General features: G+C 67.4%; 12 protein-coding genes. 3 read left to right on the top strand and 9 right to left on the bottom strand.

Annotated features, from left to right (window positions below):
- The first annotated feature begins 15 nt into the window (after window positions 1-15).
- From U9978_RS02875 to U9978_RS02865, 3 genes are all read left to right on the top strand, one after another.
- Window positions 16-1,902 (top strand): 2-oxoacid:acceptor oxidoreductase subunit alpha, encoded by a 1,887-nt coding sequence (locus U9978_RS02875; protein WP_322759461.1) that lies wholly within the window; start codon window positions 16-18, stop codon window positions 1,900-1,902.
- Complete coding sequence (locus U9978_RS02870) at window positions 1,899-2,960, top strand: 2-oxoacid:ferredoxin oxidoreductase subunit beta (RefSeq protein ID WP_322759460.1); 1,062 nt, start codon at window positions 1,899-1,901, stop codon at window positions 2,958-2,960. Before U9978_RS02875 ends, U9978_RS02870 begins: the two co-directional genes overlap by 4 nt.
- Before the next feature lie 457 nt (window positions 2,961-3,417).
- Window positions 3,418-4,659: a hypothetical protein gene (locus U9978_RS02865; protein WP_322759459.1), complete on the top strand. Its 1,242-nt coding sequence runs from the start codon at window positions 3,418-3,420 to the stop codon at window positions 4,657-4,659.
- Window positions 4,660-4,740: 81 nt separating this feature from the next.
- Here the strand turns inward: U9978_RS02865 and U9978_RS02860 are convergent, their stop codons facing one another.
- The 9 genes from U9978_RS02860 to U9978_RS02820 all read right to left on the bottom strand — a co-directional run bounded on the left by U9978_RS02860 (window position 4,741) and on the right by U9978_RS02820 (window position 16,694).
- Window positions 4,741-5,742, bottom strand: a complete 1,002-nt coding sequence (locus tag U9978_RS02860) for a polyprenyl synthetase family protein (RefSeq protein WP_322759458.1) — start codon at window positions 5,740-5,742, stop codon at window positions 4,741-4,743.
- A gap of 7 nt (window positions 5,743-5,749) precedes the next feature.
- Window positions 5,750-7,321 carry an NADH-quinone oxidoreductase subunit NuoN gene (nuoN, locus tag U9978_RS02855; protein ID WP_322759598.1) on the bottom strand — a complete coding sequence of 524 codons (1,572 nt, stop codon included), beginning with the start codon at window positions 7,319-7,321 and terminating at the stop codon, window positions 5,750-5,752.
- A gap of 35 nt (window positions 7,322-7,356) precedes the next feature.
- Window positions 7,357-8,967 (bottom strand): NADH-quinone oxidoreductase subunit M, encoded by a 1,611-nt coding sequence (locus tag U9978_RS02850; protein ID WP_322759457.1) that lies wholly within the window; start codon window positions 8,965-8,967, stop codon window positions 7,357-7,359.
- A 1-nt stretch (window position 8,968) separates the two neighbouring features.
- Window positions 8,969-10,918, bottom strand: a complete 1,950-nt coding sequence (gene nuoL / locus U9978_RS02845) for an NADH-quinone oxidoreductase subunit L (RefSeq protein ID WP_322759456.1) — start codon at window positions 10,916-10,918, stop codon at window positions 8,969-8,971.
- A 229-nt stretch (window positions 10,919-11,147) separates the two neighbouring features.
- On the bottom strand, window positions 11,148-11,447 hold the full coding sequence (gene nuoK, locus U9978_RS02840) for an NADH-quinone oxidoreductase subunit NuoK (RefSeq protein WP_322759455.1): 300 nt from the start codon (window positions 11,445-11,447) through the stop codon (window positions 11,148-11,150).
- The gene (locus U9978_RS02835; RefSeq protein ID WP_322759454.1) at window positions 11,444-12,244 is read right to left on the bottom strand and encodes an NADH-quinone oxidoreductase subunit J; all 801 of its coding nucleotides are present in this window, start codon (window positions 12,242-12,244) and stop codon (window positions 11,444-11,446) included. Before U9978_RS02835 ends, nuoK begins: the two co-directional genes overlap by 4 nt.
- Window positions 12,241-12,846 (bottom strand): NADH-quinone oxidoreductase subunit NuoI, encoded by a 606-nt coding sequence (gene nuoI / locus U9978_RS02830; RefSeq protein WP_322759453.1) that lies wholly within the window; start codon window positions 12,844-12,846, stop codon window positions 12,241-12,243. The genes U9978_RS02835 and nuoI overlap by 4 nt, the downstream gene beginning before the upstream one ends.
- Window positions 12,847-12,849: 3 nt before the next feature.
- A complete protein-coding gene (gene nuoH, locus U9978_RS02825; RefSeq protein ID WP_322759452.1) occupies window positions 12,850-14,220 on the bottom strand; it encodes an NADH-quinone oxidoreductase subunit NuoH in 1,371 nt (456 codons plus the stop codon).
- Window positions 14,217-16,694: an NADH-quinone oxidoreductase subunit G gene (locus U9978_RS02820; protein ID WP_322759451.1), complete on the bottom strand. Its 2,478-nt coding sequence runs from the start codon at window positions 16,692-16,694 to the stop codon at window positions 14,217-14,219. Before U9978_RS02820 ends, nuoH begins: the two co-directional genes overlap by 4 nt.

The following is a 16,694-nucleotide window of genomic DNA, read 5'->3' as shown; positions in this document are numbered from 1 at the left end:
AGGAGGTCACACAACGTGTCAGGCCAGGTCAGAGACCGTCAAATCCATCGACTCGACCGGGTCGTCATCCGCTTCGCCGGTGACTCAGGTGACGGGATGCAGCTCACTGGGGAGCAGTTCACCAGTGAGACCGCCGCGTTCGGTAACGACTTGTCAACTCTTCCGGACTTTCCAGCGGAAATCCGTGCGCCAGCAGGTACCCCGGCCGGCGTGTCCGGATTTCAGCTTCACTTCTCAGACCACGACATTCTCACGCCCGGCGATGCCCCGAACATGTTGGTGGCCATGAACCCGGCGGCGTTGAAGGCCAACCTGAAGGACCTGCCCAACGGCGCCGACCTCGTCGTCAACACCGACGCTTTCACCGGCGCGAACCTGAAGAAGGCCGGATATTCCTCCAACCCGCTCACCGATGGCTCGCTGGACGAGTATCGGGTGCACCGGGTACCCCTGTCGTCGATGACCATCGACGCGGTGAACGCCCTGGAAAGCAGCGCGGGGACGGTCAACAAGAAGGAAGCCGAACGGGCGAAGAACATGTTCGCCCTCGGGCTCATGAGCTGGCTCTACCAGCGGCCCACCACCGGCGTCGTCGCTTTTCTTGAGAAGAAATTCGCGAAGCGCCCGGAAATCGCCGCCGCGAATATCGCGGCGCTGCGCGCCGGCTACAACTACGGCGAGACGACCGAGGCTTTCGCCGTCACCTACGAGGTCGCGCCCGCACGCATGAAGCCGGGCCGGTACAGGCGCGTCTCCGGCAACACGGCGCTGTCCTACGGACTGGTCGCCGCCGCCGAACTCACCGGCTTGCCGCTGTTCCTGGGCTCCTACCCGATCACCCCCGCATCCGACATCCTGCACGAACTGAGCAAACACAAGCGCTTCGGGATACGGACCTTCCAGGCCGAGGACGAGATCGCCGGCGTCGGGGCCGCGCTCGGCGCCGCCTTTGGTGGTTCACTCGGCGTGACCACGACGTCCGGTCCCGGCCTGGCCCTCAAGACCGAGACCATCGGGCTCGCGGTGGCTCTGGAACTCCCGCTCGTCATCGTGAACATCCAGCGCGGCGGGCCGTCCACCGGGTTGCCGACCAAGACCGAACAGGCCGACCTCAGCATGGCCGTGAACGGCCGCAACGGCGAGGCACCGCTGCCGGTCATCGCTCCCCGCTCGCCCGCGGACTGCTTCGACGCCGCCATCGAGGCGGCACGGCTGGCGACGAAGTACCGGACGCCCGTCATCCTGCTCTCCGACGGATACCTCGCCAACGGTTCGGAACCGTGGCTGCTCCCCAGCCGCACGGACCTCCCCGACCTCGAAGTGTCGTTCGCGACCGAGCCGAACCACACCGGCGACAAGGGTCCGGAGTTCTGGCCATATCTTCGTGACGGCGAGACGCTCGCCCGGCCCTGGGCCGTTCCGGGAACACCCGGGCTGGAGCACCGCATCGGCGGTCTGGAGAAGGCGGACGGTTCGGGCGGCATCTCCTACGAGCCTGCCAATCACGACCGCATGGTCCGTCTGCGCCAGGCGAAGATCGAGGGAATCGCCCGTGACATCGCCCCGCTCGAGGTCGACGACCCGTCCGGCGACGCCCGGGTGCTCGTCCTGGGCTGGGGTTCGACCTACGGACCCATTGCCGCCGGATGCCGGCGTGTCCGCGCAAAGGGGCTGCACGTCGCCCAGGCACACCTGCGTCACCTTTTCCCGTTTCCCGACAACACCGGGGAGGTCCTGCGTGCCTACGACAAGGTCCTCGTCCCGGAGATGAACCTCGGTCAGCTCAGGGCCATGGTCCGGGCGGAGTTCCTGGTCGACGCCATCGGCTACAACCAGGTGCGCGGGCTTCCGTTCAAGGCCGCCGAACTGGCGGGCGTCTTGGAGGACGTGATCAACCAGTGACCGTCACGACGAACCAGGCCGGCATCACCAACCGACTACTCGATCTCATCCCGGTCAGCGACCGCCCGCAGACCCGTAAGGACTTCACCTCCGATCAGGAGGTCCGCTGGTGCCCCGGCTGCGGCGACTACGCCATCCTGGCTACCGTCCAGGGGTTTCTGCCCGAACTCGGGATTGCCCGCGAGAACATCGCGTTCATCTCGGGTATCGGGTGCTCGTCCCGTTTCCCGTACTACCTCCAGACCTACGGGATGCATTCCATCCACGGTCGAGCACCGGCCATCGCAACGGGGCTGGCCGTCTCCCGACCGGATCTGTCGGTATGGGTTGTCACCGGCGATGGTGACGCACTGTCCATCGGCGGCAACCATCTGCTCCATGCGCTGCGCCGAAACGTGAACATCAAAATCCTGATGTTCAACAACCGGATCTACGGGTTGACCAAGGGTCAGTACTCCCCCACCTCGGAAGTGGGGAAAATCACAAAGTCGACACCGTTCGGGTCCCTGGACCGCCCCTACAACCCGATCTCACTCGTGCTCGGGGCCGAAGCGTCCTTTGTCGCTCGCTCGATCGACTCCGAACGGGCGCACCTGACCGCCGTCCTGCGGGCAGCCGCCGCGCATCCCGGGTCAGCGTTCGTCGAGATCTTTCAGAACTGCAACATCTTCAACGACGGGGCCTTCGACGCCCTCAAGGAGCGGTCATCCAAGGATGACGCGACCCTGCGCCTCGTCCACGGCGAGCCGATGATTTTCGGTACGGACCTCGACAAGGGCATCCGCCGAGGTGCGTCGGGCGAGCTGGAGGTGTGCGCCGCGACCGACGATGGTGTGCTGGTCCACGACGCACAGGCCGCGGAGCCGAGCCAGGCGTTCGCGCTGTCACGACTCACCGGAAGCTCGGCCGGGGTCACCCCGGTCGGGGTCTTCCGCAACGTCGACGCTCCCACCTACGACGAACAGCTCAACAACCAGATCACCGACGCCCGGGCCCGCCAGGGCGAGGGCGACCTGATGGCTCTGCTGAGCAGCGGCGACACCTGGACGGTTGCCTAGGAGGCCGCTGAACAACGTCTGTCCGGCCCGTCGGCATCCGACGGGCCGGATGCGTCTGACGGGCCGGAGACCGCGCGACCAGCTGCCGATCCGACCGCCGCGGGCGGTCCCGGGCTCCACGGCTTCAGCCGCTTCGGGGCCTTCGACTGCTTCGACGGCAAACCACTGTGATCGTGAAGCGTGCCTGCGTTGCGCCCGGATAGCACCTTTGATGCAACCTTGTCCGACTCTTGCTGGGATGACGGCAACCGGTCGGGTAAGGTCATAGAGCAGCTGACATCCCGACTCCGCCTTTTCGGATCAATCTGGATCAGTCAGGCGTGTGGTGGGGTTCGGGGGGCTACCATCAGCTACCGATCCGGAGGAGCAGTGCAGGACGAACCGTCCCGTCGCCGGCAATCCCGAACAGCGCGGATGTATCCCCAGATCGCACCCGATACCAGATTCGAGGTGGGCCGTGGGTAACCACTCCGCTGGCCGGCATTCACTTCAGGCGCTCGACAACCCAGGCCGCCCAGATCCCGACCATGCCCGCCCGGCCACCGGCCCTGCGATCACCAGGTCCGCGGGCGGAGCGGAGCGGACACCCAGGCCGGCGGGGGCGATGTTCCTCCCTCGCCAGCAGCTGTTCGACTCCGGTGAACTGGACACGGTAACCGGCCCGCTCTCGATGAGCACCACAGCCCGCGCCGGTCAGACGACGGTGCTTGCTTCCACCGCGATGGCACGACGCCAGGCATGGCCAACCGGCAGCACCGACGAGCGGAGTGCCGTGTCTGCGTCAGACGTACCGGCTTCAAGCAACGACGGCAGTGCCCGATCGCGCGGCACCCGCCCACGTGGCGCGCATCGCGCCACGCACCGGCGCGTCGCCACCAAGCAGGGTCGCAGCCGCCTGGTCGTCGCCGGCACAGCATCGCTGGCCGGTATCTCCGCGATACTGACCGGCATGGCCCTGGCGGGTGGCGGTGACACCCCGGCAGGTGATCCCGCCACCACGGGAGCCGCACCCAGCATGGGGATCGGTACCGGGGTCTCGTTCACCGAACCCGCCACCACCCAGGGGCACAGCGAGACCGGTCAGCCGTCGCCAAGGCTCGTACCCCCAGGCATCCGGAGCAGATCAACCCTTTCCGGACGGACCGTTACGGGCGGCGATCCGACCACGGCGCCCGACGATGCCGGCCGACCACAGGTGGGCATCCCGGCAAGCGCCCCAGTCACCGGCACCGGCACCGGCACCGCAGCCGGCGACATCCCAGCCGGTGCACCCGCGCTCCCGGTACAGCCCGGAGCCACCGCACCGTCCACCGACGGGGCATCCAACGGGCCGACCGGTACCGGACAGGTAGCGACCACCGGGAACGATCCGGCCGCACCCGCGGCGGGCCCGGCGACGTCTGTGGCGGTCTCCGCGAACCCACTGACGAACACGTCGCCCCCGACCGCCGTACCGCCGGGCGCCACGCCCCCGCCCGGCACCCCGCCAGCCGACGTGGTTGCGCAGACCGGCAGCGCCACGGCCGGCACGGCGCAGGCTCCGGGCGCCAGCGCCTCAGCCGGCGGACCGGCGTCCTCCGGCCCGGAGATCACGGTTCCCGTTCCCGTTCCGACGACTCCCGGCATCCCGCTCGAAGATCTTTCCAACAGTGTGTTGGAACTCCGCAATATCGCGCCGGTCTGGCCGCACAGCCGATAGAGATTCGTACCGCGGTCCGCCCACTCGGACCTCCCTGCATCCCCGAGTGGGCGCTCGCTGTGAGAGCCCGTTGCGCCCGGTTCACCCCGTACGGTCGATCACATAGTCGGCAAGTGCCTCCAGAGCGCCCCTGGCCGGTCCGTTCTCCAAGGAGGCCAGACAGTCACGCGCGTCGCTCGCCCAACGCGCCACCTCGGCACGAGCCCGCCGCATGGCCCGATGGCCGCGCAGCAGATCCAACGCCTCTGCAAGCGCCCCCTCCGCGGCGAAGCCGTCCGCCATCAGCCTGCGCAGCCGCTCCGCTGCGGCATCGTCCTCCTGCAGCACATACAGCACCGGTAGCGTGGGAATCCCCTCGCGCAGATCGGTGCCGGGCGTCTTGCCGGAGGCCGCCTCGTCCGAGGCCACGTCGATCAGGTCATCGGACAGCTGGAAGGCGACGCCGAACCGTTCCCCGAACGCCGCGAGGGTGTCCGCGGTATAGGCATCAGAACCGGCGAGCATCGCGCCGAGCCGACCGGACGCGGCGATCAGCGACGCGGTCTTCTCTGTGATCACACGGAGATAGTGGTCAACGGGATCCTGTCCCGCAACCGGTCCGACGGTTTCCCGGATCTGCCCCTCGCACAGCGTCGCAATCGTACGCGCCAGGATACGGGTGGCCGCCGGACCCAGATCAGCGGTGATGTCTGACGCCCGGGCGAACAGGAAGTCACCGGTCAGGATAGCGATCGTGTTGGTCCACCGGACGTTCGCCGACGCCGCTCCCCGTCGCAACGGCGCTTCGTCCATGACGTCATCGTGGTAGAGGGTCGACAGGTGGGTGAGCTCGATCGCCACCGCGGCCGGAACGACACCTTCGGCGTCAGGGTCGGCAAACTGGGCGGCGAGCAGCACGACCATCGGTCGGAACCGCTTGCCGCCGGCGTCCACCAGGTGCCGCGACGTCTCGGTGACAAAGGGTACGTCGCTGCGGACAGCATCGCGCAACATCCGTTCGACTTTGTCAAGGCCAAGGCGAACAGCAAATTCAAGATCAGGATCTGTCCTGATCCCCGTGAGATCCAGCCCGGTTGTGCTCATATGTTCGTCAGCGTACGAAGCCGGAGGCGGCAGCGGTGCCGGCGAGGTCGAGCAGCGGCTGTGGAGCAACTCCCAGCAGCAGCGTCACAATCGCCCCGACGCCGACTGCGGCATAGGTGAGTGTCGGACGAGTGACGACTATCGGACCTTCCGTCGCCGGTTCCTGGAAGAACATCAATACGATCACCCGAACGTAGAAGAAGGCGGCGATCGCGCTCGTGACGAGTGCGACAACCACCAGTGGCGTCGCGTGTCCGGCGACGGCTGCCTGGAAGACCGCGAACTTCCCGGTGAACCCGCTGGTCAGCGGGATGCCGGCAAGAGCGAGCAGAAGGAAGGCAAAGATGCCCGCGAGAGTCGGCGACCGCCGCCCCAGCCCCTGCCACTGGGACAGGTCGCTGGCCTCGCCGTCCGAGGTCCTGACCATGGTGACGAGCCCGAATGCGGCAATCGTGGTGAAACCGTAGGCGACCAGGTAGAACAGAGAGCCGCGCAGCCCGTCGCTGTTCGCCGCAGCCAGGCCGGTGAGCAGGAAGCCGGCGTGCGCGATCGCCGAGTAGGCGAGCATCCGCTTGATGTCGCGCTGAGTCAGCGCCAGCACCGCGCCGACGACCATGGTCAGGATGGCGATCGTCCATACAATCGGCCGCCAGTCCCAGCGCAGGCCGCCGAAGGCCACGTAGAAGACCCGCAGCAGCGCCCCGAACGCCGCCACCTTCGTACCCGCGGCCATGAACGCGGTGATCGGTGTCGGTGATCCCTGATAGACGTCTGGAGTCCACGAGTGGAACGGCGCCGCACCGATCTTGAAAAAGAGACCGATGCCGAGAAGGGCCATACCCAGGTACAGGTAGGTGTCGTTCGCGCCGACCGTACCCGCGGCATCGGCGATCCGGCCGAGGTCGACGCTGCCGGCATAGCCGTAGAGGAAGGCCAGCCCGTAGATGAAGAAGGCCGAGGAGAACGCCCCGAGCAGAAAGTACTTCATCGCGGCTTCCTGCGACAGCAGCCGGCGGCGGCGGGCGAGGCCGGCGAGCAGGTAGAGCGGCAGCGACAGAATCTCCAGCGCCACGAACATGGTCAGAAGTGTGTTGGCGGAGACGAACAACAACATCCCGGCCACCGAGAAGGCCATCAACGCGTATACCTCGGTCTGCACACCAGCCGAGGTCCGCGCGGCGGTCGCCCCCGGTGAACCCGGGGTGAGCGCCGCGGAGGCCACGATCGCGCCGCCCGAGGAGTCCAACCGCCGTTCTGCAACGAGCAGCACCGCCAGGAAGGCGAACAGCAGGATGGCGCCTTCCATGAACAACGTGGGGCTGTCGATGGCCACCGCACCGGCCGCAAGGATCTGCCGGCGGCCGCGCAGCAGCACGACCGCGACGAATGCCGCCGCGAACCCGCCCGCAGCCAACAGCGGCTGGAGGGTCCGGCGTGCCTTCGCCGGCGCGAAGGCGTCGATGAGAACGGCCGCCAGCGCCACCCCGAACACGATGATGATCGGACTCAGTGCCCCGTACTGGATCGACGGGACGTCGATCGTCCCCCGGGTGCTCTGGGTCAGGACGTCCTGAGCCAGGAGCTGCTGGCCCAGGACGGCGGTTGGTGCGGCGCTCACGAGTGGCCTCCGGCCTGGCTTGCGTTCACGGGCGCGGCGTTCACTGGGACGCTAGGCGCCGGATCGGTGTGCCCGGCATCTTCGAACGTCGCCGTGACCGTCGGACGGATGATGTCGATGAGTGGCTTCGGATACACGCCGAGCGCAATGATCAGCGCGACCACCGGGGCAACGACGATCTTCTCTCGAACACTGAGATCGAGAACGCCCTTGGCCTGCTCATGGACCAGCGGGCCGGTCATGGTCCGCTGAAAGAGGTACAGAATGTAGATCGCGGCCAACACGATTCCACAGGTGGCCACGATCGCCAGCGCCCGATACCGGGTGAACGTTCCGGCCAGCACCAGAAACTCACTGACGAAGCTGTTCAGGCCGGGCAGCGCCAGCGATGACAGACCCGCGATCAGGAAGACCCCGGCCAGTACCGGGGTGACCTTCGCCATTCCGCCGTAGGCGCTGACGTCCCGGCTGCCGCGCCGGGTCACCAGGAACCCGACCACGAGGAACAGCAGCCCCGTGGACAGACCGTGATTGACCATGTAAAGCACCGCGCCCGTCCCGCCCTGCGACGTCAACGCGAAGGTTCCCATAGCGATGAAGCCGAAGTGCGCCAGCGACGTGTACGCAACCAGGCGTTTCATGTCCCGCTGGCCGATGGCCAGCAGCGCACCGTAGAAGATTCCGACCACAGCGAGGGCGAGCACCATGGGCGCGAAGTAGGACGAGGCATCCGGGAACAGCGGGATGCAGTATCGGATCAGCCCGAAGGTTCCGACCTTGTCCAGTACCCCCACCAACAGGATCGCGCCTCCGGTCGGCGACTGCGCGCCGGCGTCGGGGAGCCAGGTGTGGAAGGGGAACAACGGCGCCTTGATGGCGAACGCGATGAAGAAGCCGAGGAACAACAGCTTCTGGACACCCGGAGTGATATCGAGCTGGCGCAACGTTGCGAAGTCAAAGGTGCCGGTGCCCAGCTGGTCAGCCGAGACCACATACAGGCCGATCACGGCGGCGAGCATCAACAGGCCGCCGAACAGGCTGTAGAGCAGGAACTTCACCGCGGCGTAGGACCGCTGCGCCTGCTCCTTGACCGCTCCGTAGCTGCCGATCAGGAAGTACATCGGGATCAGCATCGCCTCGAAGAAGACGTAGAACAGGAAGACGTCGGTCGCCGCGAATACGCCGATCATCCCCACTTCGAGGGCGAGCAGGAGTGCGAAGAACGCGGAAACGCTGCGTCGGCTCACCACATCGGCACCACCGGCACCGGCCTGCGCAGGGCCCGCAACCTCATCCCAGGAAGCCAGCACGACGACCGGCACCAGCAGCGTCGCGAGCAGGATCAGCACCAGCGAGATGCCGTCGGCGCCGACCGAGTAGGAAACCCCGAACTGCCTGATCCAGGAGTACTTCTGGGCGAACTGGAAACCGGCACGCGACGGCTCGTAAGCGATGGTGGCCAGTAGCGCCAGCCCGAACTCCACGAGCGTGACCGCAAGTGTGATCTGCTTGGCCACGGTGGCGAACCGCCGCGGGACGGCCATCACGACAACCGCGGCCACGGCCGGGACGATCAGCAGGACCGTCAACCAGGGGAAACTGTTCACGTCATCCGGCCTTTACCAGGTAGAGCGCGCCGACCACGAGGACGGCACCTCCCAACATCGACAGCGCATAGGAGCGGACGAATCCGGTCTGGGTCCGGCGCAACCGTCCGGACAGGCCGCCGACCGCCGCGGCGGTGCCACGGACCACACCATCCACTCCGACGGTGTCCAGCCAGACCAGGAACCGGGTGGCGTACTGACCCGGGCGCATGAACACGGTTTCGTTGAACGTGTTGGCGTAGAGATCGCGTCGCGCGGCGACGGTCACCAGGCCGACCTCGGCGTCGGGCCGGGCCACGGCATCGACCGGACGGAGCTGGTAGCGAAGATAGGCCCCGGCGAACCCGCCAGCGGCGACGAGCAGGGTGAGTGCGGTGAGGACCGCCGGGGACATGGTGTGCACGCCCGCCTCGACGCTCTCGCCGACCACCGGCGCCAGCCAGTTCTGAATGGAACCACCGAGGACGAACAGTCCACCGGCAACCGCAGCCCCGATCGCCAACGGAACCATCGGACCGGTCATCACGGTCGGGGACTCGTGCGGGTGCCTGGCCTCCGGCCCCGTGTCCGACCAGCGGCGCTCGCCGTGGAAGGTCATGAGAAACAGCCGTGTCATGTAGAAGGCGGTGATCCCCGCGCCGAGCAACGCGGCCGAGCCCAGCAGATACCCGCTGGTTCCACCCTTGTCGAAGGCGGCTTCAATGATCTTGTCCTTGGTGAAGAACCCCGACAGCGGGGGCACTCCGATGATCGCGAGATAGCAGATACCGAAGGTAGCCCAGGTGATCGGCATCAGCCGCCAGAGGGCACCGTATTTTCGCATATCCTGCTCGCCGTTCATGGCGTGGATCACCGAACCGGAGCCGAGGAACAGCCCCGCCTTGAAAAAGCCGTGCGCGAGCAGATGCATGATCCCGAGGGCGTAACCCGCCGGACCGAGACCGACGGCCAGGAACATGTAACCGATCTGGCTCACCGTCGAATAGGCGAGCACTTTCTTGATGTCGTCGTAGGCACAACCGATGACACAGCCGATCAGGATGGTGCCAGCGCCGATGATCACAACAACGGTCCGGGCCGCCTGGGTTTCGGTGAAGATCGGATTGGCCCGGGCGATGAGATACACCCCGGCTGTCACCATGGTGGCCGCGTGGATGAGCGCGGAGATCGGGGTCGGACCCTCCATCGCATCGGGCAACCACGCCTGCAGCGGGAACTGGCCGGACTTCCCACAGGCGCCCAGTAGGAGCAACAGGGCGATCGCCGTCAGCGTCCCATAACCGATGACACCCGCGGCGGCCGCGCCGAACACCGTGTCGAAGTTCGTGCTGCCGACCGTCGCGAACATGAACATGACGGCCAGGGCCAGCCCGACGTCGCCGACCCGGTTCATGTAGAAGGCCTTGTTCGCCGCGGTCGCCGCGGCCGGTTTGTCCTCCCAGAACTTGATGAGCAGGTAGGACGAGAGACCGACCAACTCCCACCCGGCGTAGAGGACCAGGAAGTTGTCACCGAGCACGAGCAGCAGCATGGACGCCAGGAACAGGTTCATGTACGCGAAGAACTTCCGCCGCGCCGGATCGTGCGCCATGTAGCCGATCGAATAGACGTGGATGAGTGTCCCCACCCCGGTGATCAACAGAACGAAGAGCGCGGACAGCTGATCGAACAGCAACCCGGCATCCACCTGGAAACTGTTGACCGGAATCCAGGAGAACAGGTGTTGCGAGACCGCCCGATCGTCGCCGCTGCGCCCCAGCAGCGCGAAGAACAACACCAGAGCCACGACAAAGCTCGTGGCGGCGGTCGCGGTACCCAGCAGGTGGCCCCAGCGGTCGGTACGGCGCCCACCCAGCAACAGGATCGCCGCCCCCGCCAGCGGCAGCACCAACAACAGCCACATCAGCGAGAACGAGCCGACGGCGGGGGCGTACTGCAGCTCATGCGGCATGGCGTACCTCGTTACCGTCGGCACGGCCACCGAATGCATCGACGCGGTACTCATCGACACTGGATGCATGGCCAAGATGTATATGCGTCACTGCACTCATCGTCCGTTCTGCCGTAACCGGTATTCCGGCCACCGATTCGTCACTGCACCTGGCGCCAGCGCCCTCGACCGGCGGACTGGAGACCTTCTGGATCATCGCCCGCATCGACCGATATCCACCGGACAGGTCCTAGTACTTCAGTAGATTCACATCGTCCACCGAGATGGAGCGGCGGGTTCGGAAGATCGTAAGAATGATGGCCAGGCCGACGACCACCTCCGCGGCGGCGACGACCATCACGAAGAACGCGATGATCTGGCCGTCCAGCGTTCCGTTGATCCTGGAGAAGGTGACCAGGGTCAGGTTCGCCGCGTTGAGCATCAGCTCGACGCACATGAACACGACAATGGCGTTACGGCGCACCAGGACGCCCACCGCCCCGATCGTGAACAGGAGAGCGGACAGGATCAGATAGTTCGCGGGATTCATCGGACCGTGCCCTTTCCGGCCCCGACCGGGTGCGGGCTGTCCGCATCGCCACCGCCGGAACCACCGCCGGAACCACCGCCGGAACCACCGCCGGAATCGCTACCGGACCCGGCCGGAAGTGTCGCTGGTGCGCTGGCTGCCTCGGGTGTCGCGTACACGGCCGGTCCCGGCACCGGAGTGACCGGGCCGCCCGCGGCGAACCGCCGCCGCAGCATCTCCTTCTGCGTGATCTTCCCACCGACGCGCTCGCGATGGCCGAGCACCATGGCACCGACCGCAGCGATGATCAGCAATGCGGACACGATCTCGAACACGAACACGTAGTTGGTGAACAGCAGGCGGGCGATCGCCTGGATGTTGCCGCCGTTGTTGGCCGCGTCGAGCCCGGCGGCCCTGGTCCCACTGATCACACCGCCGATCGGAAAGGCCAGCAGCCCGGCGAACCCGAGCCCGAGAACGATCGCCGCCACCCGCTGGCCGCGCAGGGTCTCCACGAGGGAGTCCGAGGAGTCCACCCCGACCAGCATGAGCACGAACAGGAACAACACCATGATTGCCCCGGTGTACACGATGATCTGTACGAAACCGAGGAACGGCGCATCCTGCACCATGTAGAACACGGCCAGACAGAACAGGTTCGCGACCAACAGCAGGGCCGCGTGCACGGCGCTGCGGGCGAGCACCATGGCCAGCGCGGCGAGAACGGCGACCGGCGCGAGTATCCAGAATGTCGTGGCCTCACCGGTGGATGTCCGGGTGAACTCACCCGCCGCCTGAACCATGATCTGCGCGCTCATCGGATCAGCTCCGAATCCCCGCCACGCGCCGTGTCCGGGTCAGGTGACCCGGAACCAACCAAGCCCGAACCTGCGGACCCGGCGGCGTCGAACGGACCCGAGCGGTTCGGGTCAAATCGGTAATAGTCCGTTTCGCTATCGCCGAGGAACATCGGATGCGGCGGCGCCGTCATCCCTTCCCGCAGCGGAGCGAGCAGTTGTTCCTTGGTGAAGATGAGATCCGAGCGGCTGTCGTCGGCGAGCTCGTAATCGTTGGTCATGGTCAGTGCCCTGGTCGGGCATGCCTCTATGCACAGGCCGCACAGGATGCAACGCAGATAGTTGATCTGATAGACGCGCCCGTACCGTTCTCCCGGGGAGTACCGCTGCTCGTCGGTGTTGTCGGCGCCTTCGACGTAGATCGCGTCCGCTGGGCACGCCCAGGCGCACAGCTCACACCCGACGCACTTCTCCAGCCCGTCCGGATGACGGTTGAGTTGGTGCCGGCCGTGGAAACGGGGCGCGGTCGCCTTCTTCTCCTCCGGATACTGCTCGGTCGTCGGCTTCTTGAACATGGTCGAGAAGGTGACGCCGAAACCCTTGTAGGGGTCGAAGATCCCCATGGCTCAGCTCTCCTGACGCGGTCCACCCGCGGCGATGACGGAAGACGGTCGATGCGGGCCGGGGGTGTACGGCGGCGACGGCGACTTCGATGATGACTGCGATGACGGCTGGTGCGGCGGCCACGGAATCCGCTCCAGGCTCGGTTTGTTGCGCGTGCGCTCGTCTTCGGCGGCCTGAAGGCGTTCAGCGTGCTGTCGGGCGCCGGGGTCGAGCAGGGTGATGATGAGCAGGATTCCCACCGCGATCCCGAAACCGATCAGCCACGGCGTCCGGTCGGTGACGTTCTCCCGGTACACCTTGAATGTCGCGACGGCGAGCAGCCATACGAGCCCGACCGGGATCAGGACCTTCCAGCCGAACGCCATGAACTGGTCGTAGCGCAGCCGGGGCAGCGTGCCGCGCAGCCAGATGAAGACGAACAGGAACGCCAGCAGCTTCAGCACGAACCAGATCACCGGAAACCAGCCGGTGTCGAAGTGCGAGAGGTACGGAATCGGCGGCGGCTGCCAGCCGCCGAGGAACAGCGTCGTCGCCACCGCGGACACGGTGACCGTGTTGATGTATTCGGCGAGGAAGAAGAACGCGAACTTGATCGAGCTGTACTCGGTGTGGAAACCGCCGACCAGCTCGCCTTCGGCTTCGGGCAGGTCGAACGGCGTCCGGTTGGTCTCGCCGACCATCGCGATGCAGTAGATGATGAAGGACGGCACCAGCCACACATTCCACCAGTGGCGCTGACCGGCGACAATACCCGAGGTCGACAGCGTCCCCGAGTTGAGGAAGACCGCGACGAAGGACAACCCCATCGCGACCTCGTAGGAGATGATCTGGGCCGCCGAACGCAGGGAGCCCAGCAACGGGTAGGTCGATCCGCTCGCCCAGCCGGAGAGAATCAGCCCGTACACGCCCAGCGACGACGCCGAGAGCACAAACAGAACCGCGACCGGTAGGTCCGCGAGCTGCAATGCGGTGTGATGGCCGAAAATCGATACTTCAGGACCGAACGGAATGACCGCGAACGCGAGGAATGCCGGGATAGCCGAGACGATGGGTGCGAGGATGAAGACCGGCCGGTCCGCGAGAACCGGGATGATGTCCTCTTTGAGCATCAGCTTCACGCCGTCGGCCAGACTCTGCAGCCAACCCTTGGGTCCGTGCCGGTTCGGGCCGACCCGCTGCTGCATCCGAGCGACCACCTTACGCTCGAACACGATGGCGAAAAGCGTGATCAGCAGCAGGAACGCGAACACGGCGACGGCCTTGAGAAGGATCAGCCAGAACGGGTCGCCGCCGAAGGCCGACAGGTCCGGATCTCCGGCGGCAGCGGCCAGCGGCTGCCCCACGGACGCCCCGAGCGAGGATGAATAGCTCATGACCGGCCCTTCGAAGTCCGCCCGCTCGCGCCGACCCGCACCAGCTCGCCGGTGCGGGACGCGAGGGAGCGGCGCAGGTGTGAGCCGGGCGAGTAGGTCGGGACCCACACCACCCGGTCGGGCATGGACGTGATCTCCAGGGGCAGAGTGATCGTCCCACGGTCGCTGGCGACCTCGACCAGGTCACCGTCGACCACGCCGATCTCGCCGGCGCTCGCCGCGGACAGCCTGACCTTCGGCGGTCGGGCCGTCCCGGCGAGATAGGGCTCGCCGTCCTGCATCCGACCGTCGTCGATCAGCTGGTGCCAGCTCGCCAGCACGGCGTGACCGGCAGGCGGGTCGGCGGGCACCGGCGGCGCCACCGACGGCGCCGGTACCCGCCGAACCTCGTCACCGGCGCGGCCGAGTGCGCTGAGCTCACGGGCGGCCGCGCCGGGGTCCGCGACACCGAGGGCAACCCCGAGTCGGGCGGCGAGCATGTGCAGCACCCGCACGTCGGCCAGGGCCGGCGTCTCCAGTGCCTGCTGGAACGCGCGCAGGCGTCCCTCCCAGTTGACGAACGAGCCCGCCTTCTCCGCCACCGGCGCGACCGGCAGAACGACGTCGGCGACCTCGGCCACCGCGGACCGGCGAACTTCCAGTGAGACGCAGAACGGCACGCCCGCGATCGCCGTGAATGCGGCGGCCGGGTCGGGCAGGTCCTCGATGTCCAGCCCCGCCACGACGAGCCCGTCAAGCTCACCGGCGGCCGCCGCGGCGAGGATGGCCGCGGTGTCGCGGCCGGGCCGCTCCGGAACGGCCGCGCCCCAGGCTTCCTCCACCTCAGCCCGTGCCACCGCGTCGGCGACCGGGCGGCCACCGGGCAGCAGCGAGGGCAGGACGCCGGCGGCCAGGGCACCGCGCTCGCCGGCTCGACGCGGCACCCAGGCCAGCCGAGCGCCGGTCGCCTCCGCGAGCCGGAGGACCGCGGTGAAGGTCCCGGGAGCCTGCGCGGCCCGCTCCCCCACCAGGATCACGGCCCCGGGCGCCCGCAGCGCCGCACCGGCCGACGATGATGGTTCCCTGCCGGCCCTGCCGGCCCCGGCTGCCAGGCCCGACAGCAGCGCGGCCTCCCCGCCGGGGGCGGCGGGCAGCAGCGTCCCGGCCATCTTGGCCAGGCCCGGGGTCGCCACCGGCGCGATCGAGAAGACCGCCGTCCCCCGCTTGGCCGCGGCCTTGCGCAGCCGTAGGAAGGTGATCGGCGCCTCGTCCTCGGGCTCCAGGCAGACCAGCAGCACGGCGGGCGCGGCCGCGAGGTCCGCATGCGTCACCCCGATGCCGGTACCGGCGACGGCGTGGGCCAGGAACTTCTCTTCCTCCACCGAGTGCGGCCGGGCGCGGAAGTCCACGTCGTTGGTGTGCAGGACGAGCCGGGCGAACTTGGCGTAGGCATAGGCGTCTTCGCGGGTCAGCCGCCCACCGGCCAGGACGCCGACGCCATGGCGGTCCCGGCACTCCGCCAGGCCCCGGGCCGCGAACGCGAGCGCCTCGGTCCAGGATGCCTCGACGAGCTCGCCGGTGGCATCGTCGCGGACCAGCGGCGTGCGGAGCCGGTCGGCGCCGCCGGCGTAGGCAAAGGCGAACCGACCCTTGTCGCAGTTCCACTCCTCGTTCACGGCCGGGTCGTCGGCGGCGAGCCGCCGCATCACCTTGCCGCGGCGATGATCCGTCCGCAACGCGCATCCGTCGGCACAGTGCTCACATGTGGTCGGGGTCGAGACCAGGTCGAACGGCCGGGCGCGGAAACGGTAGGCCGCGCTGGTGAGCGCTCCCACCGGGCAGATCTGCACGGTGTTGCCGGAGAAGTACGACGTGAACGGCTCGCCTTCGGCGACCGCCACCTGCTCGTCCGCACCCCGCTCGAACAGTTCGATGAACGGGTCGCCAGCGATCTGCGCGGAGAACCGGGTGCAGCGCGCGCACAGCACGCACCGCTCCCGGTCGAGCAGGATCTCGGTGGAGATGGCCAGCGGTTTCGGGTACGTCCGCTTGGCCTCCTTGAACCGGGAGACCGCCTTGCCGTTGGCCATGGCCTGGTTCTGCAGCGGGCACTCGCCGCCCTTGTCGCAGACCGGGCAGTCCAGCGGATGGTTGAGCAGCAGGAACTCCAGCGTCCCGGCCTGCGCCTTCGTGGCGACCGGCGAGGTGAGCTGGGTGCGCACGACCATGTCGGCCGACACGGTCGCGGTACAGGACGCGACCGGCTTGCGCTGCCCCTCGACCTCGACGATGCACTGCCGGCAGGCGCCGACGGGGTCGAGCAGCGGATGGTCGCAGAACCGCGGGATCTCGATCCCGAGCAGTTCAGCCGCACGAATGATCAACGTTCCCTTGGGCACGCTGACGGCCTGGTCGTCGATGGTCAGGGTGACGAGGTCCGGCGGCGTGGGCACGACCGGAGGTGGCGAGGCGCTGCTCGTCGACACGGTTGTCAT

Origin of the sequence: Protofrankia sp. Cr2 (assembly GCF_963555885.1) — a bacterium.
Lineage (GTDB): Bacteria > Actinomycetota > Actinomycetes > Frankiales > Frankiaceae > Protofrankia.
Note: the sequence above shows the minus strand (reverse complement) of the source record. Positions and strands in the feature narration are given on the sequence as shown.